Source organism: Rouxiella sp. T17 (assembly GCF_036663475.1).
In the GTDB taxonomy this organism is placed as follows: domain Bacteria; phylum Pseudomonadota; class Gammaproteobacteria; order Enterobacterales; family Enterobacteriaceae; genus Rouxiella.
On record NZ_JAWUEA010000034.1, the window covers coordinates 54,824 to 81,478 of the forward strand.

General features: G+C 48.9%; 24 protein-coding genes, 1 pseudogene and 1 riboswitch. Of the genes and pseudogenes, 5 read left to right on the forward strand and 20 right to left on the reverse strand.

Annotated features, from left to right (window positions below; all coding sequences use genetic code 11):
* Positions 1-37: 37 nt before the first annotated feature.
* From phnE (SC206_RS13180) to SC206_RS13200, 5 genes are all read right to left on the reverse strand, one after another.
* The gene (phnE, locus tag SC206_RS13180) at positions 38-961 is read right to left on the reverse strand and encodes a phosphonate ABC transporter, permease protein PhnE (protein WP_332737891.1); all 924 of its coding nucleotides are present in this window, start codon (positions 959-961) and stop codon (positions 38-40) included.
* Positions 961-1,824 carry a phosphonate ABC transporter, permease protein PhnE gene (gene phnE / locus SC206_RS13185; protein WP_332737892.1) on the reverse strand — a complete coding sequence of 288 codons (864 nt, stop codon included), beginning with the start codon at positions 1,822-1,824 and terminating at the stop codon, positions 961-963. Before phnE (SC206_RS13185) ends, phnE (SC206_RS13180) begins: the two co-directional genes overlap by 1 nt.
* A 100-nt stretch (positions 1,825-1,924) precedes the next feature.
* Positions 1,925-2,857: a phosphonate ABC transporter substrate-binding protein gene (phnD, locus tag SC206_RS13190; protein ID WP_332737893.1), complete on the reverse strand. Its 933-nt coding sequence runs from the start codon at positions 2,855-2,857 to the stop codon at positions 1,925-1,927.
* Positions 2,858-2,947: 90 nt separating this feature from the next.
* Positions 2,948-3,799, reverse strand: a complete 852-nt coding sequence (gene phnC / locus SC206_RS13195) for a phosphonate ABC transporter ATP-binding protein (protein ID WP_332737949.1) — start codon at positions 3,797-3,799, stop codon at positions 2,948-2,950.
* A 285-nt stretch (positions 3,800-4,084) separates the two neighbouring features.
* Positions 4,085-4,675: a Yip1 family protein gene (locus tag SC206_RS13200; RefSeq protein WP_332737894.1), complete on the reverse strand. Its 591-nt coding sequence runs from the start codon at positions 4,673-4,675 to the stop codon at positions 4,085-4,087.
* Between the two features lie 832 nt (positions 4,676-5,507).
* Between SC206_RS13200 and SC206_RS13205 the strand changes: the two genes are divergently transcribed.
* Entirely contained in the window at positions 5,508-5,666 is a 159-nt protein-coding gene (locus SC206_RS13205) for a Hok/Gef family protein (protein ID WP_332737895.1), read from the forward strand.
* Positions 5,667-5,909: 243 nt separating this feature from the next.
* Positions 5,910-5,993: a hypothetical protein gene (locus tag SC206_RS22080; protein WP_442976089.1), complete on the forward strand. Its 84-nt coding sequence runs from the start codon at positions 5,910-5,912 to the stop codon at positions 5,991-5,993.
* A gap of 156 nt (positions 5,994-6,149) precedes the next feature.
* Here SC206_RS22080 and pbpG read toward each other — a convergent pair whose 3' ends face one another.
* Positions 6,150-7,091 carry a D-alanyl-D-alanine endopeptidase gene (gene pbpG / locus SC206_RS13210; protein ID WP_332737896.1) on the reverse strand — a complete coding sequence of 314 codons (942 nt, stop codon included), beginning with the start codon at positions 7,089-7,091 and terminating at the stop codon, positions 6,150-6,152.
* A gap of 239 nt (positions 7,092-7,330) precedes the next feature.
* Entirely contained in the window at positions 7,331-9,019 is a 1,689-nt protein-coding gene (locus SC206_RS13215) for a tannase/feruloyl esterase family alpha/beta hydrolase (RefSeq protein WP_332737897.1), read from the reverse strand.
* 443 nt (positions 9,020-9,462) lie between these two features.
* On the opposite strand from SC206_RS13215, the gene SC206_RS13220 reads away from it, so the two are divergent.
* Entirely contained in the window at positions 9,463-11,748 is a 2,286-nt protein-coding gene (locus SC206_RS13220) for a TonB-dependent siderophore receptor (protein ID WP_332737898.1), read from the forward strand.
* A gap of 218 nt (positions 11,749-11,966) precedes the next feature.
* Here SC206_RS13220 and SC206_RS13225 read toward each other — a convergent pair whose 3' ends face one another.
* The 5 genes from SC206_RS13225 to rhlE all read right to left on the reverse strand — a co-directional run bounded on the left by SC206_RS13225 (position 11,967) and on the right by rhlE (position 17,000).
* Entirely contained in the window at positions 11,967-12,344 is a 378-nt protein-coding gene (locus tag SC206_RS13225) for a DUF943 family protein (protein ID WP_332737899.1), read from the reverse strand.
* A 365-nt stretch (positions 12,345-12,709) separates the two neighbouring features.
* Positions 12,710-13,108, reverse strand: a complete 399-nt coding sequence (locus tag SC206_RS13230; protein WP_332737900.1) for a DUF943 family protein — start codon at positions 13,106-13,108, stop codon at positions 12,710-12,712.
* Positions 13,098-14,114 carry a DUF3289 family protein gene (locus tag SC206_RS13235; protein ID WP_332737901.1) on the reverse strand — a complete coding sequence of 339 codons (1,017 nt, stop codon included), beginning with the start codon at positions 14,112-14,114 and terminating at the stop codon, positions 13,098-13,100. Before SC206_RS13235 ends, SC206_RS13230 begins: the two co-directional genes overlap by 11 nt.
* A 361-nt stretch (positions 14,115-14,475) precedes the next feature.
* On the reverse strand, positions 14,476-15,408 hold the full coding sequence (dusC, locus tag SC206_RS13240) for a tRNA dihydrouridine(16) synthase DusC (protein ID WP_332737902.1): 933 nt from the start codon (positions 15,406-15,408) through the stop codon (positions 14,476-14,478).
* Positions 15,409-15,593: 185 nt separating this feature from the next.
* Positions 15,594-17,000, reverse strand: a complete 1,407-nt coding sequence (gene rhlE, locus SC206_RS13245) for an ATP-dependent RNA helicase RhlE (protein WP_332737903.1) — start codon at positions 16,998-17,000, stop codon at positions 15,594-15,596.
* Between the two features lie 277 nt (positions 17,001-17,277).
* Between rhlE and SC206_RS13250 the strand changes: the two genes are divergently transcribed.
* Positions 17,278-18,480: a multidrug efflux MFS transporter gene (locus SC206_RS13250; protein ID WP_332737904.1), complete on the forward strand. Its 1,203-nt coding sequence runs from the start codon at positions 17,278-17,280 to the stop codon at positions 18,478-18,480.
* A gap of 139 nt (positions 18,481-18,619) precedes the next feature.
* Here SC206_RS13250 and SC206_RS13255 read toward each other — a convergent pair whose 3' ends face one another.
* The 6 genes from SC206_RS13255 to moaA form a co-directional block, all read right to left on the reverse strand.
* Complete coding sequence (locus tag SC206_RS13255) at positions 18,620-19,330, reverse strand: Bax inhibitor-1/YccA family protein (protein WP_332737905.1); 711 nt, start codon at positions 19,328-19,330, stop codon at positions 18,620-18,622.
* Between the two features lie 147 nt (positions 19,331-19,477).
* Positions 19,478-19,942: a molybdopterin synthase catalytic subunit MoaE gene (gene moaE, locus SC206_RS13260; RefSeq protein WP_332737906.1), complete on the reverse strand. Its 465-nt coding sequence runs from the start codon at positions 19,940-19,942 to the stop codon at positions 19,478-19,480.
* Between the two features lie 3 nt (positions 19,943-19,945).
* Positions 19,946-20,203 (reverse strand): molybdopterin synthase sulfur carrier subunit, encoded by a 258-nt coding sequence (moaD, locus tag SC206_RS13265; RefSeq protein ID WP_332737907.1) that lies wholly within the window; start codon positions 20,201-20,203, stop codon positions 19,946-19,948.
* Positions 20,200-20,679 (reverse strand): cyclic pyranopterin monophosphate synthase MoaC, encoded by a 480-nt coding sequence (gene moaC / locus SC206_RS13270; protein ID WP_332737908.1) that lies wholly within the window; start codon positions 20,677-20,679, stop codon positions 20,200-20,202. Before moaC ends, moaD begins: the two co-directional genes overlap by 4 nt.
* 5 nt (positions 20,680-20,684) lie before the next feature.
* Positions 20,685-21,197, reverse strand: a complete 513-nt coding sequence (gene moaB / locus SC206_RS13275; protein ID WP_332737909.1) for a molybdenum cofactor biosynthesis protein B — start codon at positions 21,195-21,197, stop codon at positions 20,685-20,687.
* Positions 21,198-21,212: 15 nt separating this feature from the next.
* Positions 21,213-22,199 (reverse strand): GTP 3',8-cyclase MoaA, encoded by a 987-nt coding sequence (moaA, locus tag SC206_RS13280; protein WP_332737910.1) that lies wholly within the window; start codon positions 22,197-22,199, stop codon positions 21,213-21,215.
* Positions 22,192-22,367: riboswitch (molybdenum cofactor riboswitch) on the reverse strand. It overlaps the preceding gene by 8 nt.
* A 333-nt stretch (positions 22,368-22,700) precedes the next feature.
* Between moaA and SC206_RS13285 the strand changes: the two genes are divergently transcribed.
* Positions 22,701-23,609 (forward strand): gluconeogenesis factor YvcK family protein, encoded by a 909-nt coding sequence (locus tag SC206_RS13285; protein WP_332737911.1) that lies wholly within the window; start codon positions 22,701-22,703, stop codon positions 23,607-23,609.
* Between the two features lie 187 nt (positions 23,610-23,796).
* Here SC206_RS13285 and SC206_RS13290 read toward each other — a convergent pair.
* Positions 23,797-24,031, reverse strand: a pseudogene (locus SC206_RS13290) (VF530 family DNA-binding protein); the annotation flags it as partial.
* A 405-nt stretch (positions 24,032-24,436) separates the two neighbouring features.
* Positions 24,437-26,443 (reverse strand): excinuclease ABC subunit UvrB, encoded by a 2,007-nt coding sequence (gene uvrB, locus SC206_RS13295; protein ID WP_332737912.1) that lies wholly within the window; start codon positions 26,441-26,443, stop codon positions 24,437-24,439.
* Positions 26,444-26,655: the final 212 nt, after the last annotated feature.

The following is a 26,655-nucleotide window of genomic DNA, read 5'->3' on the forward strand; positions in this document are numbered from 1 at the left end:
ACGCCGCCCTCACGACGGTAAAAGGGATCGAAACCCTTCACCGAGAACGAAACAGCGCCATTTTGGGCCGTTTCGTTTCTTGCGGTTGATACATCTCAATCTCTTTACCCACAATATATTTTGCCCGCAGCATCGACGAGATTTTATCCATCGTCATCACAATAACCACCAGAATCAATGTGATAAACATCACCACGTCCCAATTCCACAGACGCATATTTTCGGCGTACACCAAACCTACCCCGCCAGCTCCCACAAAGCCCAACACCGCTGCCGATCGGGTATTAGATTCAATCTGATAAAGTGACAAGGCCAAAAAAGTGGGAAACGATTGGGTAAAAATACCAAAACGATGAGTTTGCAGCGGATTGGCGCCTAAAGCGCGCAGACCTCGACTCGGCGAGCGTTCTACCGCTTCGTGGCCTTCGGCAAACAGTTTTCCGAGCAATCCAAGATCCTGCATGATAATCGCCAATACGCCGGCCAAAGGCCCCATTCCGACGGCGCGAACAAAAATTAGTCCCCAAATCGCCATATCCAGGCCGCGTAATATATCCATTAAACGACGAACAATTAACGAAATAGGCTTCAGCATCGGCGTGGTCATGACATTACGCGCGGCCAGAAACGACAGTGGCAGCGCCAAAAATGAGGCAGTAATCGTGCCGGCAAATACAATGGCGAGCGTTATCGCAATTTGAGTGAAGTAATAGGTAAACGGCCAGTCGGAGAAGTTCTGCCACACGAACATGCGCAGGAAATACTTACCTATTTCTGCACAGCCGTGGGTAAATTGACTCAGCGGAATACCGTAATAGCGGAAGAACAGTAAATAATAGGCCAGCACGACGAGTGCCGAGATCCCTAATAAACGCAGATATTTCCGCTGGCCGCTAAATAAGTGTGCGTGCTGATTTTTAATAGAGGCGACAGCGGCGGGCGTTAATGAATCGGTTAGCATTAGAAATGTCCCTCTACAACACGTTTACGAAGCTTGCCGGAGGCGAAATCCATCACTGAAACCACCAGAATAATAAGCAGCAGCGTCATGCTGACCTGATCATAACGGTCCAGTTTTATCGAGGTCATGAGCTCCTGCCCTATTCCGCCTGCGCCGACTAATCCGAGAATGGTTGACTGGCGAAAGTTTATTTCCAGACGCATGAAGCTGTAAGAGAGAAATATCGGCTGCACCTGCGGCCACAGCGCGTAACGCATTCTTTGCAAGCGCCCGGCACCGCAGGCTTTTAAACCACGGACGGGTTTATCAGAGGCAGTTTCAATAGACTCATAAAAGAGTTTGGTCAGGCTGCCCACGGTGTGTAGTGTCAGCGCAATAAAGCCCGGAATCGCGCCTACACCAAAGGCCATCACGCACATCACTGCCCACGCTAATTCGGGCATGGTGCGTAAAAAAGCCACAAAGGTGCGCACGCTGAATTTCAGCCATTTGGGCGAGTCGGTATTATTGGCGGCAATAAAAGCCAGCACCACTGAAAGCGCCGTCGAGAGAATCGTCGAGGAAAAGGCGAGCTGGATAGTTTCCCAAATTAGCGGCAGCTGAATATTTAATCGATAGCCCCAATAGGCAAAAGAGCCTTTGGTATGGCCGTCGGAAAATAGCGTGGAAAGATGTAAGGTTGGCACGGTTTGGGCGAGATAATCGAAGAAGTGCGGCGCGTTGATAATGACGGTTTTGACATTAAGTTCGGAAATACTCCCCGCCCATAAATAGAGGACTAGCATCAAGCCGGACCATATCAGCGCTTCCCTTTTTTGTCGGCTACGTATTTGCTGATAATAATGATGAAATTCTGTATTCAAAATAAGGCTTCCGCAAAGTGAGAGGCAGTAAATCAGTTCGGATACGTCGGCTGGGGTGAATTAATAACCTCAACACCCCAGCCAGATCGTGCGACGGCGATTAACGCCCGCCTTGGGTCAATTCTTTTTTCATGTCGATAATTTGCTGATAATCGGCCAGCGTTGCAGGCCCGATATGCTGTTTGCCACCTACCGCTTTGATAAAGCAGGCGTGATTTTCTTTATCCAGCTTATGAATAGCCGCAACCACTTTGGCTTTGAAATCGGCAGGCATTGAATTGCTCACCAGAACCGGGCCATTAGGAATTAATGGCGATTCCCAGATAATGCGCACCTGTTTCATCAGGTCGGGATGGCCCATGCGCATCATGCGCGTGAAAGCGCCCGAGGTATAACCCGTTTCACGATCGCCAATCATTGAGGCCCAGGCTACTGCGCCAGCGAACTGACCATTCAAGACGCCGAGAATATCCTGCTCGTGGCCGCCTGAAAATGTGGTGCTGGAGAAGAAACCTTTATATTGGTCATCCGTCGAGCCGCCAAACATCTTTTTAAAGGCCGCGTTTGGAATAAGGTAACCTGAAGTTGAATCAGGATCAGCGAAGCCAAAGGCTTTACCTTTTAAATCTTCGAGCTTTTTATAAGGGCTGTCTGCTTTTACTACTACGACGGAGTGATAACCGCGCGACTGATCGGTGTCATCAACGACAATACCGGCAATGTCGACCGCTTTTGGATTATTCAAATATACCGAGGCAAAGGATGACGGTGACATGCTTAATACCACATCAACTTTTCCGCCTAATAAGCCCTGAATAACACCGGAGTAATCAGAAGAGTTGCGTAGTTTGGTATCGACGTTCAGCTCTTTATCAAAGAACTCTTTAACGCACATATTATCGCCGATTTGCTGGGTGGCATTTTGCCCGCCTAATATCCCCAGATTCAACTCTTTTGGTGCCTCTGCGGCCATCGTGCTCATTGCCGTGATTGAACTCGCAACCAATACCGCCAGACGTAATAGCTTCTTCATGTAATAAAGACCTTGCGTAGTTTGATTAGAATTTATAGGAACAAGATTTTCTTATTGTTTTTACAATAGAGAGAGAAAGCGTCGACAACTTTAGTGCGCATTCATGCTTTCACTCTCTTCGCCATAAAGACGATGCAAAAGCGAGTCGGTCAAATAATCGGGATGGCCATCATAAATAATCTCGCCGTGAGCAATACCTATTACGCGAGTACAATATTCTCTGACCAATTCCACCGAGTGAAGATTAACCATCACGGCAATATTGTCTTCACTGACTTTCTTTAACGCATTCATAATGCGCAGGGTATTTTTCGGATCGAGAGAGGCTACCGGTTCATCGGCGAGTAATATTTTCGGGTTTTGCATCAGCGCACGGCAAATAGCGACGCGCTGCATCTGACCGCCGGAAAGATTTTCGGCCCGCTGCAACGCGTGCGGCAACATGTGCAGCCATTCGAGCAGTGAGATAGCACGGGCGCGATCTTCATCATCAAACTGATTGAAAAATGATCGCAGCGTTGACGTTTGGCTAAGACGGCCAAGCAGCACGTTTGTCAGCACGTCAAGACGTGGGACCAGACAAAAGTCTTGAAAAATCATGCCACAACCCGCGCGCCAGCGACGCAGCGCCTTGCCTGTCAGTCCCGCCAGCTCCTGCTCGTCACCTTCATCATAATGACAAACAACGCTGCCTTCACTCAGTGGAATGGTGCCATTCAATACATGTAATAACGTAGATTTCCCTGCGCCGGAGCGACCAATCACGGCAACAAATTCGCCGGCGTGCAGCTCAAAATTAATATTATTCAGCACGCGCGAGCCTGACTTATAAGATTTCACCAGCCCTTTCACGTCTAAGACTTTATTTTGATGCTGGGTCTGCGTTTGTGGCTGAGCGGGCAAATAGTCAGCCTGTGCCAGCTTGAGTCGAGCTTGCGCCATCATGCTGTCTCCGATTGCTTATATAATTGAGGTCCATTAAGCGCGATAACTGTGACAGATTAATGATGGTTTGGTGGCGGGCAGATGACGCGACAAGAAGGCAAAAAAAATCCCTGACTGGCTAGTACCAGACAGGGATTTATTGTTGCTGATTGAGAGAGTTGATACTTTTTCCTCCGTTATCTGTAACTTCATTAATATTTTAGTTCATCACCTTTATGCTTATTACAGCAAGATTCATTAAAGCTATGTTCATTATAACAATGTTCATTAAAACAATGTTCATTAAAACAGGCGTGAACCATATCCCCACATAATCACCGTGACGCCCAGCAAGAATTCCAGCACCAGCACGCCTATTGCCAAGGTCGAACTGGAAAACAGGAAGCCCTCTTTGTGGTCAATCTCGAGGAAATTAGGGATGCCCAAATACAGCAGATAACCGCTGTAACACAGGCCGACAAGGCCGACAAACAGGCACAGCCATACCAGTGGATACAGCGCGACAATCCCGCTCAGGAACATCGGCGTTGCAACATAACCGGCGAACACAATACAGCTGTTCAGACTGGGCCGACTCTCGTACCGACGCGCCATCCAATAGATGATTCGCCCCATTACCGCGACGGCACAAAGAATTAATACATAAAAGGCGGCTGCTATAGAAGCTGCTGTGAGCAAGGAGATCTGGAGTCTTTGATTATCACCAAAGTTCCAGCCAAACTGTGTCGTCCCAATAAAGGAACAGATAACAGGAACGAGTGCCATCAGCAGGACATGATGAGAATAGACGTGAGATACCGATTCATGTTCACGTTGAATACGTTTCAGTTCGGGACCAGGATGAGAAAACAGCCCCCAGACATGATTTACCATGATACACCCCCTTGCACGCTGAAGGTCGCCCCCAGCGGCCAGAATTTAGTCCTTTAACTCTGCAAATTGCCCTAAAGGCATAAAAACCCACGCGGCAGAGAAAAAAGTTGGCGACCTTATGAGCAAGTATAGCGCGTGCTGGCAGAGCTGCGCGCCGGGACAAAGGAGCTTTACAAAAAAGGAAGCACAGTTATTTTTTCATTATCGCGTTAAATACGATTTAAAAGCCAAGTAGAATTAAAAACAACATTTAAAAACAAGGTACAAAACACTTCTAATAAAACAGAAAAACCCCGATGTGAAATTAATCACCCGGGGTCATCCGAGTACAGCAATAGAGGCTCTAAATGTTTAGAGGTAGAAACACAGGGTCCTAATCCGTGCTGCTAAAAATACAATAGAGAATCAGACACTATTATGCAAATGCAATTTGTCTGATAAATGAGGTGATAGTTTAATTATTTAATATAAATTAATTCATTATTAATCAGGTGTGTTAATCGTATCGATAATATAAAAAACCAATAAGACAAACCTTGAGGGAAGCTTTGATTTAAACTTATTAAACAAATGAAATATAAGGTTTTTTTCGTAGCATTTAGGGGGGAGGCTGGTACACTTCGCGCGGGTGCTTAGGATCTTTCTGTTCTAAGCATGACGTATTATCTCGATAAGCATTAATTCTTTATGTTACGTTGAATAATTTACTTGGATCAGAAAGAGAAAAGCCCCGATAAAGATAATCTGTTTAGATTATTTAAACCGGGGCGCATCTTTCGTCCACGAAACGTAAAGATAGCGCCTCACGCAGTAATTTGCAAGAGAGGCTTTTATGTTTAATAAATCTTTAGCCACGGTTCTTATTTGCCTGATATTTTGTTTATCTTTTTTAAGTTTTATTTGGATGATAAAAGATTCAGCCTGTGAAGTTACGGTTAAGAGCTTTGGAGTAGAGGTTGCAGCATTGCTTGATTGCAAAGTTGTGAGGTAATGCATTTTAACGACGGGGGTTCGCTCCCGTTCGTTAAGCGTTTTGGATGAGAGATCCGTAAGCACCTGATTTTTTCTTTACTTCTTTTACGCTATAAAGCGTGAATATTGTATCAACAAGGCAGCGTCCGCGAATAAAAAGAGCAGCTGAAAAGGCGTTTTCAGCGACAGTGTCTATACTTAAGAGAAGAACATCATTGAGTTAGCGATGGCTGTTCGAAATCGCATCTTTTAAGGAGAGAACATGAAAATTTTTCTATGGATAATCGCTATCATCTTTATTGTGGGCCTGCTGACCCTGACCGGCGTGTTTAAACTGATTTTCTAATGCCGCATTTAGCACGACTTAGCACCACAATTTAGCACCACAACCGCGTCTTAACGCGACACTCTTTACCAAAACAAAGCCCGTTCGGCACAGAGATGTACCGGACGGGCTTTTTTTATTGCCGATTTTTAGGGTTAATCGCTTTACTGAGAATCTTTAATCAGCGGCCTGCTCGATAGTCGGCTCGGTGCGCTGCTGATCTTTCTCTTTACGATAAACTTTGGCGATTTGCGGAACCGGCACGGTTTTGCCCGTTTCCATCCAGGTACGTAAACGCGATGCGTCGGCGAAAGCGGTAAATTTACCGAAGGCGTCCAGCACCACCAGCGTCACCGGCTTGCCGTTAATCACGGTGCGCATCGCCAAACAATGCCCCGCCTCATCGGTGTAACCCGTTTTGGTCAGCTGAATATTCCATTTATCGTTCATAATCAAATGGTTAGTATTTCTAAAAGGCAGCGCATAGGCAGGATGGCTGAACACCGCCGTTTTTTCCTGCGTGGTGCTGAGTTCACCCATCAGCGGATACATGCGGGTCGCCATCAGTAAACGCGTTAAATCGCGCGCAGTTGAAACGTTGTTGATCGACAACCCCGTTGGCTCAACATAGCGGGTATGCGTCATGCCCAATGCTTTGGCTTTTGCATTCATCGCGCGAATAAAGGCGTCGTAACCGCCCGGATAATGCGCCGCCAGACTGGCCGCCGCGCGGTTTTCAGATGACATCAGCGCTAACTGAATCATCTGACGACGAGTGATTTCGCTATTAACCTTTACGCGAGAAAAAACGCCGCGCATCTCTTTAGTATTATGAATATCAACGGAAATGACTTCATCCAACGGCTGTTTGGCGTCAAGGGTGACCATCGCCGTCATTAATTTTGTCAGGGAGGCAATCGGCCTGACCTGATCGGGGTCGCGAGAGTAAATCACTTCGTGGCTGTTAAGATCGACCACCATGGCGCTGCCGGAAGCGATTTGAACGAGAGGAGCAACGGCGGGCGGCGTCCTGCTACTTGCCAGGGCGTCAGCGGGCATCATCATGCTTGCATTCAGGGCTAAAAAGCTCAATACCAAAAGACGGATTTTCACATGCATTGCTCTGTATCTAAAAAGGTTGTTGATAATGAAACGGCGAATACTGCCGGCGAATTATAAGGGAGGCGATAAATCTGCGCACTTAGATTTACTTTGGGGATTTGTGACAAAGTCTGTCACAGAGAATTTTTAAGGCTAGATAGGCTGTGGCATAGCCGGTAAGTGGGTACTTTCAATGCTACTGCCTACAAGCTCGCCATAAAGCAGCAGTAGCCCGATGCAGGCCGGCTGCCTAAACGCTAATTGATGAATTGATAAGACTTAAACAAGTCTTCGCCGAGCCACGGATAACTTGCCGGCACGGCTGCCTGTCGTTTACGCAGATAACTCGCCGCCGCCGCAACATCGCCCTTTCCGCTATAAACCGCGTAATCCGGATACGGGAAAATCGGTCGCGACGCCGCGCCTTCAGGAATAGTCACCAGTCGCATGTCACCCTGCAAAGGTTTACTGGTTAACTTTTTCTGTATTGACACGGCCTGATAGCTCATCAGACTGTCTGGTGCCACGCCCTGCTCGACCCAATTTAACATGGGGGTGAGAAAATCGACCAGACTCGGCCCGGGACCGGATGAGCAATGATAAACGGCAGGTAACATATAGAGACGTTCAAACTTTTCTCGCGTCTCCAGCCCCATGGTTTGAGCCATAGCCTGATGATAAGCCAGAGTATTTAGCGGCGAGATGCTGGGATCAGCCCAGCCGTGCCAAAGTATAAGTTTGCCACCGGCAGCATAAAAAGCCTGAAGATTGGAATTCGTGGCGTCATAAAGCGGATGCAGTTTTTCGAGATCGGTCAGCGTCTGCTGGGTGAATTTCAACTCTTTGAGAGTAAAGGTCGACGGCGGATTTTTTTCATAGTTGAGATATTTCAGGGTCGATAACGCGACGCCCTGGCTAAAATTCAAATCGCCCTCTTTTTTTGGCACAAAAAGTCCGGCCCACGCCAGTTCGGAGCCGGGCAGCGCGCCGCCCACGGCCATTCGCTGGCCGGTTTTCACGTCTCGTGGGCCATCATAAATTTTACGTAACGCACCGAGTTGCGCCTCGGAAAGACAGTTTTGCCCCGCCTCGCTGTCTGCCGTTATCTTATTGCAGCTCAGTACGGACGGGTCAAAATGACAGTTCTGCGGATCGGCCAGTAACCCATCCTCCTGCCCATCTTTTGCATCGCACTGCGCCAATACGGCTTGATGAATGAGAGGTAATTGGCGGGCCGTAATAATGGCGTTGCCGTTGGCGTCGGTATTGGCCAGCGCCTGCCAGCCGTGATAAATCGCCTTTTGCACCTGAAAATTCATCGCCGGTGCACCCGCAATGATGCCATTGAATTCGGTTGGATAACGCTGCGCCTCGGCTAAAGCTTCGCGCCCGCCGTCGGAACAGCCGCTAAAATAGGAATATCTGGCAGCTCGACCATAAAAGGTGGTGATCAACAATTTGGTAGCGACGGCGGTTAAATGTACGCCGCGATAGGCGAAGTCACGGCGTTTTTGTGGATTATTGCCGAAATCTGCCTCTCCCGTTTTGTGGCCCATATCCGTGGCGGCAATGACGAAGCCGCTGGTTTCAAGCGGCGCACAGCCTGCCGCGCCGTCAAGTTGTAGCTGAATTTGTCCGCACAGGCCGCCACAGCCGACCTGTAAAAAGCGCTGGGTCCAGCTGTTGAGTGGCAACAATACGGTAAAATTGATGCTGGGCTTTAGCATCCCTTTGACTTCGCAGAAGATGTCACCTTTTACAACTTCTCTGACGGAGGCGATTTTACTGCCTGCTCCGCCAATAGAAGAGAGGTCGACATCGGCAAGGTCGGCACAGTCGGTGACCGGGGCGATAACGCCAAGCGAAGGTGCTATTGCTGCCTGAACGTTTGGTGCCGCAGTGGCCTTTGGTATAGCAATGAAAAGCCCTACCGCCCCGATCAGCAATATCAAACAGCGTGCAAGTTTATGAATGGCGGAGATACCGATAATAAATTGCCTTAAAAGAGGGTTGGCTTAAACGGAAGTTCGTCGCCCGTCCTTAGAGTAAATTTCATCCAAACATCTTTACAATAAAAATCAACGCAGCGGTAATAACATTAATGCATATTTTCAAACATCGTGGCATTTACCTGACTTTTTGAGCCTTATCGGCACTCTTCTATAACTCCCTCGAAGACACAAATACCTTACAGAAATAATCTGCAACACCTGCTTACTTAAATACAACTTATCGCGCGCGATAAGTGGGCAAATCTCTACGGATATTTGCATTGATAACGAGAATCGTTATTGATAGCATTCTCACGCAATATTATAAGTTCAATATTTTAAATTTATTTTACACAGCAGCACTTTTTTATTCAGCTACGGAATGGTCCAGCAACATTATGAAAAATATCCTGTTCTATACCAAGGTCACGTTATTTTCAGTGACCTCGTTCAGCCTGCTTCTACCCGCCCTCTCTCAGGCTGAGACTGCTACTCCCGTTAAAGATGCAGAAACCACCACGTCCGCCGACACAAAAAGCAAACAACATAAAGACAGCGGCGACACGATTACCGTAACGGCACAGCAACAAACACTTCAGGCGCCTGGCGTTTCCGTCATCGACGAATCGGAAATCAAAAAACATCCTCCAGCTCGCGACCTTTCCGAAATTATTCGTACCATGCCGGGCGTTAACCTGACCGGTAACTCCACCAGCGGCCAGCGCGGCAACAATCGTCAGATTGATATTCGCGGCATGGGTCCTGAAAATACTATGGTGCTGGTCGATGGCATGCCGGTAAGCAGCAAAAATGCCGTGCGTTACGGCTGGCGCGGCGAACGTGATAGCCGTGGCGATACCGATTGGGTGCCGCCTGAAATGGTTAAAAGCATTCAGGTCATCCGTGGACCGGCAGCAGCACGCTACGGCAGCGGCGCGGCGGGCGGCGTGATCAACATTATCACCAAGCCGACCACCCAGGATTTGCACGGCGCGTTTAACACATACTACGACGTGCCAGAACATAAATCCGAAGGCGCAACGCATCGTTATAACGCCAGCCTTTCGGGCGGGATCACCGATAACCTGAGCTTCAAGTTGTACGGCGGCTGGTCCAAAACCCAGGCCGATGCGCAAAATATCAATCAGGGCCATGAGGCGGACCGTACAGGATCTTATGCCGGTACCGTACCCGCTGGTCGTGAAGGCGTAAAAAATAAAGACGTTAATGGCGTGCTGCGTTGGGAATTTATGCCAATGCAGGCGTTGGAACTGTCCGCCGGATTTAGCCGTCAGGGCAACCTGTACGCGGGCGACACGCAAAACACCAATAGCAACGCGCTAGTTACCGAGAATTACGGTAAAGAAACCAACGTGTTATATCGCCAGACGCTGAGCCTGAAACACACGGGCGCTTGGGACAACGGCGTTTCGACGACTAACTACATTCAATACGAACGCACCCGTAATAAACGTTTAAATGAAGGATTGGCCGGCGGCACCGAAGGCATCTTCAGCACCACAAATGAAGGTTATTCAACTATCGACCTAAGTGATGTCAACGCGCACACTGAAGTCAATATTCCGCTGGATTTCTATTTCCAGCAGACGGCAACCTTCGGCGCCGAGTGGAATCACCAGACTATGAAGGATCCGATCTCCGATACTCAAACCGCACAGGGCGGAACTGTTGAAGGGATAAGCAGCACGGGTCGAAGCCCTTACGCCTCCGCTGATATTTACTCGCTGTTTACCGAAGACAATATTGAAGTGACCGATACCACGACGGTGACTCCGGGTCTGCGTTTCGATTATCAAACTATTTCCGGCAAAAATTTCAGCCCGTCTCTGAATCTTTCTCAAGAGCTGGGCAGCGACTTTACGCTGAAAATGGGTATTGCGCGGGCTTATAAAGCGCCAAACCTGTATCAAACCAACCCTAACTATCTGTTGTATAGCAATGGTCAGGGCTGCTACGCCAGCGCAGGCGCGTGCTACCTGCAAGGTAATGATGACCTCAAGGCTGAAACCAGCGTCAACAAAGAAATTGGCATCGAATATCACCACAATGATGTTCAGGCCGGTCTGACTTATTATCGCAACGATTACCACAACAAGATTGAAGCGGGCTACTCATCGGTTTACAGCAATGGCACTTCTGATGTTTACAAGTGGGAAAACGTACCGAAAGCCGTGGTTCAGGGCCTTGAAGGCACGCTAAACTTCCCAATCAGTGAAACTGTGTTTATGCACAACAACTTCACTTACAACATTGAGAACGTTAATAAAACTACCAACGATTATCTGTCGGTTATCCCGAAGTTCACCATCAACTCCTCGCTGGATTGGCAGGTGCGCGAAGACTGGTCGGTCAGCGGTACGATGACTTGGTATGGCAAGCAGAAACCGAAAAAGTACAACTATAAAGGTGACGATGCTACAGGTTCTGAAACCTGGGTTGTCAGCCCTTATGCGCTGTTCGGTTTAAGCTCAACCTACAACGTTAATAAATATGTCGACGTAACTTTAGGAATCGATAACTTGCTGGACAAGCGCCATTTCCGCGAAGGCAATGCGCAGACTACCGGCAGCTCCACTACGGGCGCGTACCTGTATGGTGCGGGTGCAAACACCTACAACGAATCAGGCCGTACTGTTTATGTATCTCTAAACACACACTTCTGATAGTTAATCGCTAACGTTTGTCTGACCCCTGTTGATTAGGGGTTATCAAAAACTCTTAAACGCCTGATGACTTCATTGGGCGTTTTTAGTAATAAGTAATGCGAACTCCTCCATGAGCATAATTAATTGTCATTTAGATATTGAAATTCATCTCACCCTCTGGCGTAAATTTTCCCCATCGCTATATCCATAAATTGAAAAAATAAATAATATTTAACTCAATAAGAAATAAATTTAATTTTATTTTCCCCATACGCTTTAACAATAAAAAGCGGCTCTTTGACTATGCAATTTGATTTTTCTTTCATTTCATAGAAACAAAGAAGATCAGAGTCTTGGTGTGTATAAACTTTATAACCATTACCAAAATTGTGCACTACAAAATCATAACTTCTATCGTTATCGGCAAGGGAAAGTTTATCATTGAAAACCTCTTTATTATCGTACCACCAAAGTATTTGAAACAACTTCACCTTAGGAAAACCTTCAACGAGTAACACTCTTCCGGAATGGGCTGCAACAATTTCAGAAGGTTTAACTAATTGATAACCTAATAAAATAAAAAACCCCAATATCAAAACCTTCCATTTACTCATTATTTTTACCTATTACCTCAACTATTTCGTTAGAAAAACCTTATAACCATTTCCAAGGCCCTAAATAAATATTGTATAATTACCATTGTTTTTCACAAAAAGCAGATAACATTTAGTCTTTATTTTTTCCCTGTTTCTTTACCACTACCATATTTGTATAAACTCAAATGAAGAAAAATGCTTAATCAGTGAGATGTCTTTATCATGGGCAGCTATTATTTCCATGGGGCTTATAAACTCCAAAATAGAATAAGCAAAAAAACTTATGATGAAAATAATTAAACATCTGAGGTTAAGCATACCGGACCTACCTATCAAATTTTTTAGAATCTTCAGCAAGCAGCTGTTACTGTTCAACTAATCTTTTAGTAATAAGTAAAATTCAATTTTTTAGGATTATAATTGTTAACCGCAAACAACGCATCTTTAACTAAACAGTTCGCTTGTTCTTTCATTTCATAGAAGCAAAGAAGATCTGAGTCTTGATCGGTATGTGTATCAACTTTATAACCTGCACCGAAATCATGAACAACTAATCTAAAGTCACCATAACGATCTAATGCGCCGACGCCATACTTGTTCAGTAAATCATTTCTATTATTTTCCCACCAAAGTAGTTTAAGAGCTTTTGATTTTGGAAAGTTTTTGACTAATAACACCGTGCTGTTATGAATAGCAATAATTTCAACCGGTTGTAAGCATTCTATAACCTTGGATATAGTTAAATACAATATTATTAATATAACAAACCTCTTATGGAACATTACGTTTTCCAGTAACATCAATCGTTGCATTCATTTCTGTAATAAAAGGCTTGAACTTGAACTTCTCCCATCGCTGTAATAAAAACCAAATCCTAAAAATAGGAACCTCATGGTAAATCCAATGTTCAATATCTTTTAAATCGAGTCCAAAATGATCTTGTATACGATAATGAATAGTTGCCTGGAAGTTATCCTCCTCCACTTGTAAGGAAGTCAAAGTAATGCTGGTTGCCGCCGTATCATGAACGCTTATTACTAAACCGTTAAAATAATCTTTAAAACTAGTAAATTTTGGCAGAATACTTTTGCTGTTAATTAATTTCTCAAACTCACCATCAAATACTAATGGGAAATAACCGTTATCAAAATCAGTTTTCTCAGATAAAATATCTATAATTTTTAACAAAGTGCTCTTTATCGATTTGTCATTAATAATTTGTTCTTTAAGCGCCTTATCCAGCAGGGGATCTTTAAAAACTCGCCCTGTGTTGTTCTGCATGTGTGTAATTATTTTTCGGGTAATGTCTTGATACTCGCCATAAAAAGAAAACATGTCCGAGAGGCCGCGGAATTCATCGAACAAAATTTTTGCACTTTCTTCAAGCGTGACAAAGTTGGGAGGGTAATCAACGGATTTATAAAACTCTTTTTCATCCAAAGGTTTAGTTAATAAACCCGTAAAGGGGTCTATCTGTGATGAAATTTTATATAAATGATGAACTTTCTTCAGCTGTTCTTCAGTCAAATCGCCACAAAGCATATCATCTGCTGCGTAATCATCCATTTTCTGAATAGTTGTATAAATCTCTTCCGGTAAAATTAGTGGTTGCGGAGGCAGGGTAACCTTCGGAAGTGGCGAATGTTTTTTAGCATTTTGCGCACGCTGTACAGGCTCTGCTGAAGGCGCACGTTTAGTAACATTACTTTCGCCGAAGTAATCAGAGGTAGCAAACACGCGATTATTGTCGCAACGACAGCCAACGAGGTCGCCATCGCCGACCACCATGCGGTCTTCAATCCAGCCGGTATGACTTGCGAATATAGGAAAGCTGCCTTTACAGTTATTACACTAGGCTTTATCGCCAGAGAGCACCAGTGCTTTATCGTGATCGAACATCGTTGATGTCGCTGAAATTATGTGCCCATAAGCCGTTTTATCACCCATTTTTGCCAACCGCCGAGTCATAATTCTTTCCTCTAATTATGAGAACGAGTAAATAGACTAACAGACAGCCAAGCTGCAAACTGTCCTAAAAGGATTGGTTAAATAAATAGAATTTTGCAAAGTGAGAAAAGCTTACTTTTAATTAAAAAAGTGCTCGATGAGCTATGTCAGATAATAAAAAACCACCCGGAGGTGGTTTCGTTTATAAAGCCTGAATGGCAAGGGCGATATCTTTAGAAGTATTTAAAGTTCGGACCTGAGTAAATACCTCGGTCGCTTCGCTATACTCTTTACGCAGATATCCTAACCACTGTTTAATTCGTGCGACGTGATATAGGCCGGTATCGCCCTGCTTTTCCAGATAAGTATATTTTTTCAATAAATTAATGACGTCAAGCCACGGCATTTTTTCTTCATTATATTTAATAACGCGGCTCAAGTTGGGCACATTCAATGCACCTCGACCAATCATAACCGATTCACAACCTGTCACCTGCATGCAACGTTGCGCGCTGGCATAATCCCAGATTTCGCCGTTGGCAATCACGGGAATCGATAACCGTTGGCGAATTTCACCTATTGCCTCCCAATTAATTCGCTCGGCTTTATAACCGTCTTCTTTAGTGCGGCCATGCACCGTCAACTCGGTCGCGCCCGCTTGCTGTACGGCGTCGGCGATTTCGAGGCTGTGCGCCAGAGAATCCCAACCGAGGCGGACTTTTACCGTGACTGGCAGAGACTCGGGAACGGCGTCGCGCATTGCTTTGGCCCCGTGGTAAATCAGTTCGGGATCTTTTAACAGCGTCGCGCCTCCGCCACTGCCGTTCACCGTTTTCGACGGACAACCGCAGTTGAGATCGACGCCGTAAGAGCCCAACTCCACCGCGCGCGCCGCGTTTTCACCCAACCACTGTGGATATTGCCCAAGCAGTTGAACGCGGACCAACGTGCCGGATGGCGTGCGGCTCTCGTTTAATAATTCAGGGCAAAGGCGATGAAAAGATTTTATCGGCAGCAGCTGATCGACCACGCGCAAAAACTCCGTAATACAGAGATCGTAATCGTTCACTTCGCTTAAAAGTTCGCGCACCAAAGGATCCAGTACGCCCTCCATTGGAGCCAATAATACTCGCATAGCCGTTCTACCCTCAAAAAATGACGCGCAATAATACGGGCGAACGGCTGGCATTAGCAATGACTGACTGGTTTTATGTTGAAATCAGGCCATCGGTAGCGTTCTACGTAATGAAGTCGCGTAACGTTGATATTTTAGGCATAAAAAAAGCCCTCCGAAGAGGGCTTGATCGCAACCTTGGACGATTACTCGCCTGAAGGTTTGCGGCTGCGGCCGGCAGACGCGCCTGCGCCTGAACGACGCTGGCCCGCGTGTGCTGCGCTGCCACGGCTTGGACGTGCCGGGCGGCTTTCGCCAGAACCGTTGCCGCCGTTGCCGCCAGTGCCAGAACGTTGGCCGTTGCCACCCTGACGAGGTGCGCCGGAGCGTTGACCGCCGCCGCCCTGACGTGGTGCGCCGCGACCGCCGCCATTGCCTTGACGACCGTTAACGATCGGCTCGGCTTTGATTGACGGGTCTGGCTCGTAACCAGGCAATGCGATACGCGGGATTTCGCGTTTCAGCAAACGCTCGATGTCGCGCAGCAATTTGTGTTCGTCGACGCAAACCAGCGAGATAGCCTCACCCGTTGCTTCGGCACGGCCGGTACGACCAATACGGTGTACGTAGTCTTCCGGAACGTTTGGCAGCTCGTAGTTGACAACGTGCGGCAACATGTCGATGTCCAGACCGCGCGCAGCGATGTCGGTCGCGACCAGCACGCGAATGCCGCCGTCTTTGAAATCGGCCAGTGCGCGAGTACGTGCGCCCTGACTTTTGTTGCCGTGAATGGCGGCGGCAGTAATGCCGTCTTTATTCAGCAGCTCGGCCAGATGGTTGGCACCGTGCTTGGTGCGGGTAAACACCAACACTTGCTGCCAGTTTCCGGTGCCGATCATCTGAGACAGCAGCTCTCTTTTGCGACGTTTGTCGACAAAGTGAACGCTCTGCTCGATCTGCGTAGAAGCGGTGTTACGACGCGCAACTTCAACAGAAGCAGGATTGGTCAGCAGCTTGTTCGCCAAGCCTTTGATCTCGTCAGAGAAGGTAGCAGAGAACAGCAAGTTCTGACGCTTGGCTGGCAGTTTGGCCAACACACGACGGATATCGTGAATGAAGCCCATGTCCAGCATGCGGTCGGCTTCGTCCAGGATAAGAATTTCAATTTGAGACAAATCAACGGCACGCTGGTGTTCCAGATCCAGCAAGCGACCCGGTGTTGCCACCAGAATGTCGACGCCGCCGCGCAGTTTCATCATCTGAGGATTAATGCTCACGCCACCAAATACCACCAGCGAGCGCAGGCTCAGGTATTTGCTGTAAGCGGTAACGTTTTCACCAATCTGTGCCGCCAGCTCGCGGGTTGGGGTCAGGATCAGCGCACGGACTGGGCGACGACCTTTAATCGGCGTAGCTGATTGGCTAAGCAGTTGCAAAACAGGCAGGGTAAAACCAGCAGTTTTACCGGTACCGGTTTGTGCGCTTGCCATTAAGTCACGGCCTTGCAGCACAACAGGAATTGCCTGCTGCTGAATAGGTGTAGGTGAATTATAGCCCTGCTCTTCAACAGCACGCAGAATGTCGGCACTCAGGCCGAGAGAATCAAATGACATATAGGGAAAAACTCCAATCCACTCTAACCCGAACAGGTTCGGTGCAGTTTCAAGAGGGGATGATCAGACGAGGCAAATGAGGCATTACCACGAGGATTCGGCACAAACTGCAGTGCGCCAGTTGGGGAGATTCTAACAGATAACGAGACATAGCGCGCATTTATATGATTCAAGCTGTAAAAGAAGCCGTTGCCACTTTTTGTTATCCTTAATGAGAATTAGCTTGCTATGCTTGCGGAGGTTAACTATTTCATCCTAAAGGCAACGCCGCAAAATAATGGAAACCTGGAAACTTAATTTAATCTCCGTCTGGCTCGGCTGTTTTTTCACAGGTCTGGCGATGAGCGAAATTCTTCCCTTTCTGCCGTTATACGTCGAGCAGCTTGGCGTTCACGACCATGAAGCGCTGAGCATCTGGTCGGGGCTGGTTTTCAGCGGCACTTTTCTGGTTTCGGCCTGCGTCGCGCCTCTATGGGGAAGCTTAGCCGATCGCAAGGGACGCAAGCTGATGCTGCTGCGTGCCGCGCTTGGCATGGCGATCGTCATGGTTTTACAGGGATTTGCGCAAAACGTCTGGCAGCTGTTTATCTTCCGCACCTTGATGGGGCTGACCTCCGGCTACATTCCGAATGCCATGGCGCTGGTGGCTTCACAAGTTCCGCGAGACAAAAGTGGCTGGGCCTTGGGCACGCTGTCGACGGGGCAGGTTTCAGGGGTCATTATCGGGCCGCTGCTGGGCGGTTTCATGGCGGACCATCTTGGGCTGCGGATGGTATTTTTCGTCACCGCCGGGCTGCTGTTTATCAGTTTTCTCATCACCCTGTTTCTGATAAAAGAGCGCGTCGTGCCGATTACCAAGGCCAATCGCCTGACGGGCAAAGCGGTGTTTACCACCCTTCCCTATCCAATGTTGATGGTCAGCCTGTTTGTCACCACCATGGTTATTCAGCTTGCAAACGGGTCTATTAGCCCGATTTTGACCCTGTTTATTCGCAATCTTTCTGATAACAGCAACAATATTGCCTTTATCAGCGGCGTGATCGCGGCAGTGCCGGGTATTTCTGCCTTACTGGCCGCGCCGAAGCTCGGCAAATTAGGTGACCGTATTGGCGCGCATCGGGTGCTTATCGCCGCGCTCGTCTTCTGCTTTGTTTTATTCTGCCTAATGGCGACGATTACCACGCCCGTCCAGCTCGGCATCTTGCGCTTTTTGCTCGGCTTCGGCGACGGCGCGCTGATGCCCGCCGTGCAGGCGCTGTTGGTAAAATACAGCAGCGAACAGGTGACTGGCCGAATCTTTGGTTACAACCAGACGTTTATGTATCTCGGTAACGTGGTCGGACCGCTGATTGGTTCGGGCGTTTCGGCGGCTCTGGGTTTTCGCTGGGTATTTATGGTCACCGCGTTGATCGTATTGTTCAACGCCGCGCAAATCTGGTGGAGCTTCAAGAAAATCCCCGCCAACGTGCGCGTTAAATAAGTGAGTTTGAAGACGGGTGAGCTTTGGATGAATAACTTTGAAAGATAAATTGTTTTGTAAAAACTAAAAAAGGGAGCGGGCCGTATATCGCCGCTCCCTTTTTTGTTATCAAACTTAGTCGTACTCGAACTTAAAAACCTTATCTTCTGTTGCCGAAAATACGCAGCAGCATCAGGAACAGGTTGATAAAGTCGAGATACAGCGTCAGCGCGCCAACGATAGAGTATTTACGGAAATTCTCTTTATCATTAACGGAAAGCTGCTCGCCCATGTTTTTCAGCTTCTGCGTGTCGTAAGCCGTCAGACCCACGAATACCACCACACCAATGTAGGAGATCGCCTGCATCAGCGCCGGGCTTTTCAGCCAGTAGTTAACCAGCGACGCCAGCACAATGCCGATCAACGCCATAAACAGCAGGCTGCCGATGCGGCTTAAATCGCGCTTGGTCACGTAGCCGTAAAGGCTCATTGCACCAAACATGCCGCCAGCAACCACAAAGGTGCTGGCAATCGATGCGCCGGTATAAACGATAAAAATGCTCGATAGCGTTAGGCCGGTGAGCGCCGAATAGAGCATAAACAGCCCCGTCGCGACGGCTCCGCTAAGGCGCTGAACCATGCCCGAAATAACAAACACCAACGCAAGCTGGAGAATAATCAAACCGAAAAAGGTGATTTGGCTTGAGAAAATAAAACCGAGAATGGCAGGCGAACGGGAAGCATACCAGGCCACGAAGGCCGTCAGCAGCAAACCGCAGGTCATCCAGCCGTAAACCTGCGCCATATAAGCCTGAATGCCGCTGTGTGCGCGTTCAACTATCGAACCATTAGAACGTGGATATCGATCCATGAAACTTACCTCTTGCAGGGAGGACAAATACAAGGCTGAAATTGCAGCCTACCGTCATCTAAGCCTACCACAAAAAATCACGCCTGCGCGCGACAGCTTCCTTGAGGAAACATTTGGTTTATCTTTGGCGCAACGCTGCAACAGTGCCTAGGACGACGAGGTCCAGCGAGAGGCCGCAGTTTTATCCGTTTCGCGGGATTCTACCCAGCGATCGCCCTGTTCCGTTGCCTCGCGTTTCCAGAACGGTGCGCGGGTTTTCAGATAATCCATGATAAATTCGGTCGCGTCGAAGGCCATGCCGCGATGCGCGCTAGTCACGCCAACAAACACGATTTCGTCGCCTGGATAGAGTGCGCCAATGCGGTGATAAACCGACACTCGCTGCAATGGCCAACGCGTTCGCGCCTCTTCGACGATTTCGGCCAGCGCCTTCTCCGTCATGCCCGGATAATGTTCCAGCGTCAATGCGCTAACGTTATCGCCCAGATTATGGTTGCGCACTTTGCCGGTAAAGGTGACCACCGCGCCGTCAGCCTCTGACTGCGCGAGCCACTGATATTCATCGCCGACGCTAAACGGCGCCGCATCCACTACAATTCGCGTTGCCTGCATTATTCAGCCTCCGGTCACCGGTGGGAAAAACGCCACTTCGTCACCGTCTTGAATTTTATGACTGCTTTCCACCAGCGTTTGATTTACCGCCGCCAATAGCTTGCCCGACTCGAGCGCCAATGCCCAGCGATCGCCACGTTCGCTCAACGCCAGACGCAGGCTTTCTATATCCGTCAATACAGCCGCAGATTCCGCGGGCAGTTCAAGGCTACCGGTTCCTACCAGTTCACGCACCTGCGCGAAAAACAGCACCTTGATCATTGTGCCGCCTTAAAGTCGCCGGACTTGCCGCCGCTTTTTTCCAGCAGGCGAATCGGACCCAGCACCATATCTTTCTGTACCGCTTTGCACATGTCATAGATGGTCAGCGCGGCGACAGAGGCGGCTGTTAACGCTTCCATTTCGACGCCCGTTTTGCCGCTTAAACGACAAAGGCTTTCGATTCTGACCCGATCAAATTCCGGCTGCGCCTCGAGTTTGACCTCAACTTTGGTCAGCAATAAAGGATGGCAAAGCGGGATGAGATCCCAGGTTTTTTTGGCGGCCTGAATGCCTGCGATTCGCGCGGTGGCAAAGACATCGCCTTTATGATGCGAGCCCTCGACGATCATCGCCAACGTGCTGGCCGCCATAGAGACAAACGCCTCGGCGCGTGCTTCGCGTACCGTTTCGGCCTTTCCGGAAACATCGACCATATGGGCTTCGCCCGCGGCATTAATGTGCGTCAGTGTAGACATAATATTTACTTTCTTACGTGAGGAATGAAGTTACAAGGGCGATTACGGGCATCGAGCTGGGAGGAGATTATCTGCTCCCACGCCAGTTTGCAGGCATTGGTTGAACCTGGTACGGCAAAAATTACCGTCTGATTGGCCATGCCGGCCAACGCGCGCGATTGAATGGTCGCGGTGCCGATATCTTCAAATGAGACCATGCGGAACAGCTCGCCGAAGCCTTCGATTTCACGGTCAAAAAGGGGTTTCAGCGCTTCAGGCGTATTGTCGCCCGAGGTGAAACCCGTGCCGCCGTTGATAAGTACCGCACCAATCTTTTCGTCGGCAATCCACTGAGAAACAATAGCGCGGATTTGATAAATATTATCTTTGCTGACTTCGCGTGCGACCACAAAATGCCCGGCTTCCGCGGCGGCATCGCGCAGATACTCACCGGAAGTGTCGTCGTCTTTCGAGCGACTGTCGGAAACGGTCAGAATAGCGAGGGAGATCGCCTGAAATTCACTGCTGGCTTTGCTCATGTTTTTTTCCGTGCGTTAGCCGCCAATAAAGGAGAGATTTTGCGTAATGCCCGTGTTGCCCTGATGCAGGAAATGGGTCTGTTTTTTGCGCCCCAATCCACCCTGAATGCGATTCATCAAGTCATCCTGCTGCCTATCATCGGCCAGCAGATCGCGTAGCGGAATGCCCTGCTCGCCAAACAGGCAAAGATGCAGATTGCCGAGCGCCGAAACGCGAAGACGATTACAGGTAGCGCAGAAATCCTTTTCATACGGCATGATCAGACCAATTTCGCCCACATAATCAGGATGTGTAAACACCTGCGCGGGACCGTCGCTGCGACTGCGCCCCTGAAGTGTCCAACCTTGCTGAATCAATTGCAGACGGATCACTTCGCCGGAAACGTGATGCTTGCGGAACAGATCGCCGCCGTCGCCCGTTTCCATCAGCTCGATAAAACGCAGCTGAATCGGCCTGTCTTTAATCCAGTTTAAAAACGTCGTCAGACTAGCGTGGTTAACATCGCGCATCAGCACGGCGTTAACTTTAACTTTGGCGAAACCGGCTTCAAAGGCTGCGTCAATGCCGTTCATCACCTCGCGGAACTTATCTTGCCCCGTGATGGCGTGAAACTGCCGCGCATCGAGGCTGTCGACGCTAACGTTTATCGCAGTTAATCCGGCATCGCGCCAGTTTTTGACGTCGCGCGCCATGCGATAACCGTTGGTGGTCACCGCGAGATGGCGAATCTGCTCGTTTTCACGCACGGCGGCGATAATTTCATTGAAATCGCGGCGTAAAGAGGGTTCTCCGCCCGTCAAACGCACTTTTTCAGTACCTAAATTGGCAAAAGCGCGGCTGACCCGACGGATTTCATCGAGTGAAAGAAAGCTTTTATTGTTGTGACCCTGTGGCTTGTAGCCGTCAGGCAGGCAGTAAGTGCAACGGAAATTGCACACGTCAGTAATCGATAGGCGCAAGTAATAGAACTTGCGCGCAAATGCGTCAGTAAGTTGTTGCACCTTGTTAACACCTTTCCAAATACGGGAAGATGCGGGCATTTCTACCCTGCACCCTGGCGAAAACCCGCGAAGGTTTTCACGGCCTGCGCACCTTATCGGCAAATCAGCGGCAATCATGCACGCCAGACGCGACAACTTAGGTACTCAGGCTAGGAGTTTAATCTCTGCGCCTCCTTATTTTACAAAACAGTTTTTATAAAACAGTTTTTATAAAATGGTCAGCTCGCAGAAACGCGGTTGAACAGTATTGTAGCGCTGTAAAAACCTGATCGCCAATAAGGTTCTTCGCTATGTAATTGGATATACAGCGTTTTTCTGGTTTTGAGAAATTAAAAATCGCAGTGAAATCAATCGCCTTCTCGTTTCATCACGGACTTGTATGATTGATAACAACTTGGCGGAAAATTAGGTAAAATTGTTTCAGAAAATTTTTTTATGATTGTCTTCCACACGCGCTCTTCTTTAACGGACCCGGCCTGCAGGAGGACAAAAAGAGGTGGTATGCGTAATAGGGCTTTGGCTGATTTAGACCGTGTAGTTGCGTTAGGTGGAGGACATGGATTGGGGCGCGTGATGTCGTCGCTGTCATCATTGGGTTCACGCCTGACCGGCATTGTCACTACCACCGATAACGGCGGCTCGACCGGCAGAATTCGCCGTTCCGTAGGCGGCATCGCCTGGGGAGACATGCGCAACTGCTTAAACCAGCTCATTACCGAACCTAGCGTAGCGTCGGCGATGTTCGAATACCGTTTTAGCGGCAGCGGCGAACTCGACGGGCATAATCTCGGTAATCTTATTCTGCGCGCCCTCGACAGCCTTAGCGTGCGTCCTTTAGAAGCGATGAACCTTGTGCGCAGACTGCTGAAAGTCGATGCAGAGCTGATTCCAATGTCTGAAGATCCGGTTGACCTTGCCGCTATCGATGCCGATGGCAATCACATTCACGGCGAAGTGAATGTCGACCAATTGCTCAAAGTGCCGCGCCAACTGCTGCTGGAGCCCAAAGTGCAGGCAACCGGTGAAGCGCTCGACGCCATTGCCGAAGCCGATTTAATCGTCATCGGTCCAGGCAGCTTCTTTACCAGCCTGATGCCTCTGCTACTGCTCGACGATCTCACCACCGAACTGCGCCGCAGTCGGGCACACATTGTATATATCAGCAATCTTGGCAAAGAGCTGAGCGTGGCCGCCGCCTCGTTAAATTTGCAGGATAAACTCAATCTGATCGAAAAGCAGATTGGCCGCGCGGCAATTAATGCCGCCATCGTCGGCCCGAACATTCCGCTTGGCGAAGCCAGCAGCCGACTGATTATTCAGCGTCCGCTGGAGGCGCAGGACGTGCCGTATCGCCATGACAGAGAGCTGCTGCGACTTGCGCTTGAAGAAGCGTTACAGCGAATGGGGTAATCTCAGTCTGCTTTATCAGCGTCGTTTTTCTTCACAAGCGGATGATTATTCCACGGGCTGTCAGCGGCAGGTTTCGCGCTGCTGACACGCTTGGCTGGAGCAGAATTTGCTGGCGCTGAACGACGCTGACCTTTGTGATTCTCACCTTTTTTGCTCGGCTCTTTACCGCCCAACCCTTCACTGCCCGCGTCTGGTTTCAATAAACCTTCAACAAAATCGAGATACAGCGTTTCGACTTCCTTACGTGCCCACGGCGTGCGACGCAGGAATTTGAGGCTGGATTTAATACTCGGATCACTCTTGAAACAGTTGATATTCACCTGCCCCGCCAGCGCCAGCCAACCAAAGTTCTCAACCAACTCGGTCAGCAATTTTTCCAGCGTAACGCCGTGTAAAGGATCTTTAGGTTTGATATCGGTCATTCGCTGCCATCACTCAATTTTTCAAGGGCGCAGATTCTAGCACAGACGCATCTCGTCTTTATCTTTCATCTTCAAATTACACCAATGCAATACCTTATAGATTTCGTGTTGTAAGAAGCCAACGCACCTACAACGCGAAAGATATAGGTAGGTAATACCTTATAGATTTGGTGTTGTGAGAAGGCGGCAACTGAGCCAATCCGCCGGAGCTTACACAGGTAAGTGACCGGGGTTGGCGAGGGAAGCCAACGCATCTACAGCGCGAAAGATATAGGTAGGCAATACCTTATAGATTTGGTGATGTAGGAAGGCGGCAACCGAGCCAATCCCCGGGAGCTTACACAGGTAAGTGACCGGGGTTGGCGAGGGAAGCCAACGCACCTACAGCGCGAAAGATATAGGTATTTAGGATACCGCGATGAACTGTTCGCGTAGCGCATGAAGCTCATCGCGAGTGTTCGCCGCAGCTTCGAACTCCAAGTTCTGCGCGTGCTGATACATAAGTGCTTCCAACTCGCGGATCCTTTGTTCCAACGCTTTTGGCGTAAGCGCTTTGACCGTAGAAGCCGCCTGAGCGTCGCGCAACTCTTTGTTCTTTTTGAATTTCGGCTGTCCAAGCTGCAAGATATCGCCGATTTTCTTGTTCAAACCCTGAGGCGTAATGCCGCGTTCGAGGTTATAAGCTTCCTGTTTGGCGCGACGACGTTCAGTTTCTTCAATCGCTTTAGCCATCGACTTGGTGATTTTATCACCGTAGAGAATCGCTTTACCGTTCAGGTTACGCGCCGCACGACCAATGGTCTGAATCAACGAACGCTCAGAACGCAGGAAGCCCTCTTTATCGGCATCAAGAATTGCTACCAGTGAAACCTCAGGCATATCAAGGCCTTCTCGTAACAAGTTGATGCCGACCAGCACGTCGAACTCGCCAAGACGCAGGTCACGGATGATCTCGACACGCTCGACGGTATCGATATCTGAGTGCAGATAACGCACTTTCTCGCCGTGTTCTTCAAGGTATTCGGTGAGATCTTCGGCCATGCGCTTAGTCAGCGTGGTCACCAGCACGCGCTCGTTTATCGCAACACGTTTGCGGATCTCGGAGAGGAGATCGTCGACCTGCGTGCCTACCGGACGCACTTCGATCAGCGGATCGAGAAGGCCGGTCGGTCGGACCACCTGCTCGACGACGTCACCGCCCGATTTTTCCATCTCGTAATTACCCGGCGTCGCGGAAACATAGATGCTCTGCGGCGCCAGCGCTTCAAACTCTTCAAAGCGTAATGGACGGTTATCCAGCGCCGACGGCAGGCGGAAACCATACTCAACCAGCGTTTCTTTACGCGAACGGTCGCCTTTATACATCCCGCCGATTTGCGGAATGGTGACGTGGGATTCGTCGACAATCAGCAGGCCGTCAGGTGGCAGGTAATCGAACAACGTTGGCGGTGGCGCACCCTCGCCGCGACCCGAAAGGTAGCGCGAGTAGTTCTCGATGCCGGAGCAATAGCCCAGCTCGTTCATCATTTCAAGATCAAACTGGGTACGCTGGCTGATGCGCTGCTCTTCCAGCAGTTTATTGCTCGACAGCAGATTTTTGCGCCTGTCTGCCAGTTCAACCTTGATCTCTTCCATTGCCTGCACAATGCGTTCGCGCGGCGTCACGTAGTGCGTTTTTGGATAAATAGTAAAGCGCGGCACTTCCTGCGCAATCTGGCCGGTGAGCGGGTCGAACAGAGACAGACGCTCAACCTCTTCATCAAACAGCTCGATACGCAGCGCCAAATCGTCAGATTCCGCAGGAAACACATCGATCACCTCGCCGCGCACGCGGAAGGTACTGCGCTGAAACGCCTGATCGTTACGGGCATATTGCAGCTCCGCCAAACGACGCAGGATCGAGCGTTGATCGATGATCATCCCTTTCGTGAGATGCAGCATCATCTTGAGATAAAGATCGGGGTCGCCCAGACCATAGATAGCCGACACGGAAGCCACCACGATAACGTCACGGCGTTCAAGCAGCGCTTTAGTGGCCGAAAGTCGCATTTGCTCGATGTGTTCGTTAACCGAGGCATCTTTTTCGATAAAGGTGTCGGAGCTCGGCACATAGGCTTCTGGCTGATAGTAGTCGTAGTAAGAAACAAAATATTCCACCGCATTCTCGGGGAAGAACTCTTTCATTTCGCCATACAACTGCGCCGCCAGCGTCTTGTTAGGCGCAAGCACCATGGTCGGACGGTTAAGATCGGCAATCACGTTGGCGACGGTAAAGGTCTTGCCCGAACCGGTTACGCCCAGCAGCGTCTGGTGAGCCAGGCCATTTTCAAGCCCTTCTTCCAGACGACGGATGGCCTCAGGCTGATCGCCCGACGGTTTAAATTCGGAATGTAGTTTGAATACTTTGCTCATTGCGGGCTACCTGAGATGAGAACGTGCAAGACCGGAGAGGAAGTATGGAACACCCCCTCCTCATGTCAAATGGATCACTACAAAGTGTAGATCATATATTATACTGGATAAATACACAGGTTTAAATGGTGATTTTTTAGCTAATAAACTTTTTGCAATTTACGGGGTCTCAAAGAGGAATAGAACAGAACCAAAAAAGGGCAATTAGGCGT

Excerpts from the sequence above, each read along its gene's own strand:
- phnE (WP_332737891.1), bottom strand. The coding sequence starts at position 961 with ATGCTAACCGATTCATTAACGCCCGCCGCTGTCGCCTCTATTAAAAAT.
- phnD (WP_332737893.1), bottom strand. The coding sequence starts at position 2,857 with ATGAAGAAGCTATTACGTCTGGCGGTATTGGTTGCGAGTTCAATCACG.
- phnC (WP_332737949.1), bottom strand. The coding sequence starts at position 3,799 with ATGGCGCAAGCTCGACTCAAGCTGGCACAGGCTGACTATTTGCCCGCT.
- SC206_RS13200 (WP_332737894.1), bottom strand. The coding sequence starts at position 4,675 with ATGGTAAATCATGTCTGGGGGCTGTTTTCTCATCCTGGTCCCGAACTG.
- SC206_RS13205 (WP_332737895.1), top strand. The coding sequence starts at position 5,508 with ATGTTTAATAAATCTTTAGCCACGGTTCTTATTTGCCTGATATTTTGT.
- SC206_RS22080 (WP_442976089.1), top strand. The coding sequence starts at position 5,910 with ATGAAAATTTTTCTATGGATAATCGCTATCATCTTTATTGTGGGCCTG.
- pbpG (WP_332737896.1), bottom strand. The coding sequence starts at position 7,091 with ATGCATGTGAAAATCCGTCTTTTGGTATTGAGCTTTTTAGCCCTGAAT.
- SC206_RS13220 (WP_332737898.1), top strand. The coding sequence starts at position 9,463 with ATGAAAAATATCCTGTTCTATACCAAGGTCACGTTATTTTCAGTGACC.
- SC206_RS13225 (WP_332737899.1), bottom strand. The coding sequence starts at position 12,344 with ATGAGTAAATGGAAGGTTTTGATATTGGGGTTTTTTATTTTATTAGGT.
- SC206_RS13230 (WP_332737900.1), bottom strand. The coding sequence starts at position 13,108 with ATGTTCCATAAGAGGTTTGTTATATTAATAATATTGTATTTAACTATA.
- SC206_RS13235 (WP_332737901.1), bottom strand. The coding sequence starts at position 14,114 with ATGGTGGTCGGCGATGGCGACCTCGTTGGCTGTCGTTGCGACAATAAT.
- dusC (WP_332737902.1), bottom strand. The coding sequence starts at position 15,408 with ATGCGAGTATTATTGGCTCCAATGGAGGGCGTACTGGATCCTTTGGTG.
- rhlE (WP_332737903.1), bottom strand. The coding sequence starts at position 17,000 with ATGTCATTTGATTCTCTCGGCCTGAGTGCCGACATTCTGCGTGCTGTT.
- SC206_RS13250 (WP_332737904.1), top strand. The coding sequence starts at position 17,278 with ATGGAAACCTGGAAACTTAATTTAATCTCCGTCTGGCTCGGCTGTTTT.
- SC206_RS13255 (WP_332737905.1), bottom strand. The coding sequence starts at position 19,330 with ATGGATCGATATCCACGTTCTAATGGTTCGATAGTTGAACGCGCACAC.
- moaE (WP_332737906.1), bottom strand. The coding sequence starts at position 19,942 with ATGCAGGCAACGCGAATTGTAGTGGATGCGGCGCCGTTTAGCGTCGGC.
- moaD (WP_332737907.1), bottom strand. The coding sequence starts at position 20,203 with ATGATCAAGGTGCTGTTTTTCGCGCAGGTGCGTGAACTGGTAGGAACC.
- moaC (WP_332737908.1), bottom strand. The coding sequence starts at position 20,679 with ATGTCTACACTGACGCACATTAATGCCGCGGGCGAAGCCCATATGGTC.
- moaB (WP_332737909.1), bottom strand. The coding sequence starts at position 21,197 with ATGAGCAAAGCCAGCAGTGAATTTCAGGCGATCTCCCTCGCTATTCTG.
- SC206_RS13285 (WP_332737911.1), top strand. The coding sequence starts at position 22,701 with ATGCGTAATAGGGCTTTGGCTGATTTAGACCGTGTAGTTGCGTTAGGT.
- uvrB (WP_332737912.1), bottom strand. The coding sequence starts at position 26,443 with ATGAGCAAAGTATTCAAACTACATTCCGAATTTAAACCGTCGGGCGAT.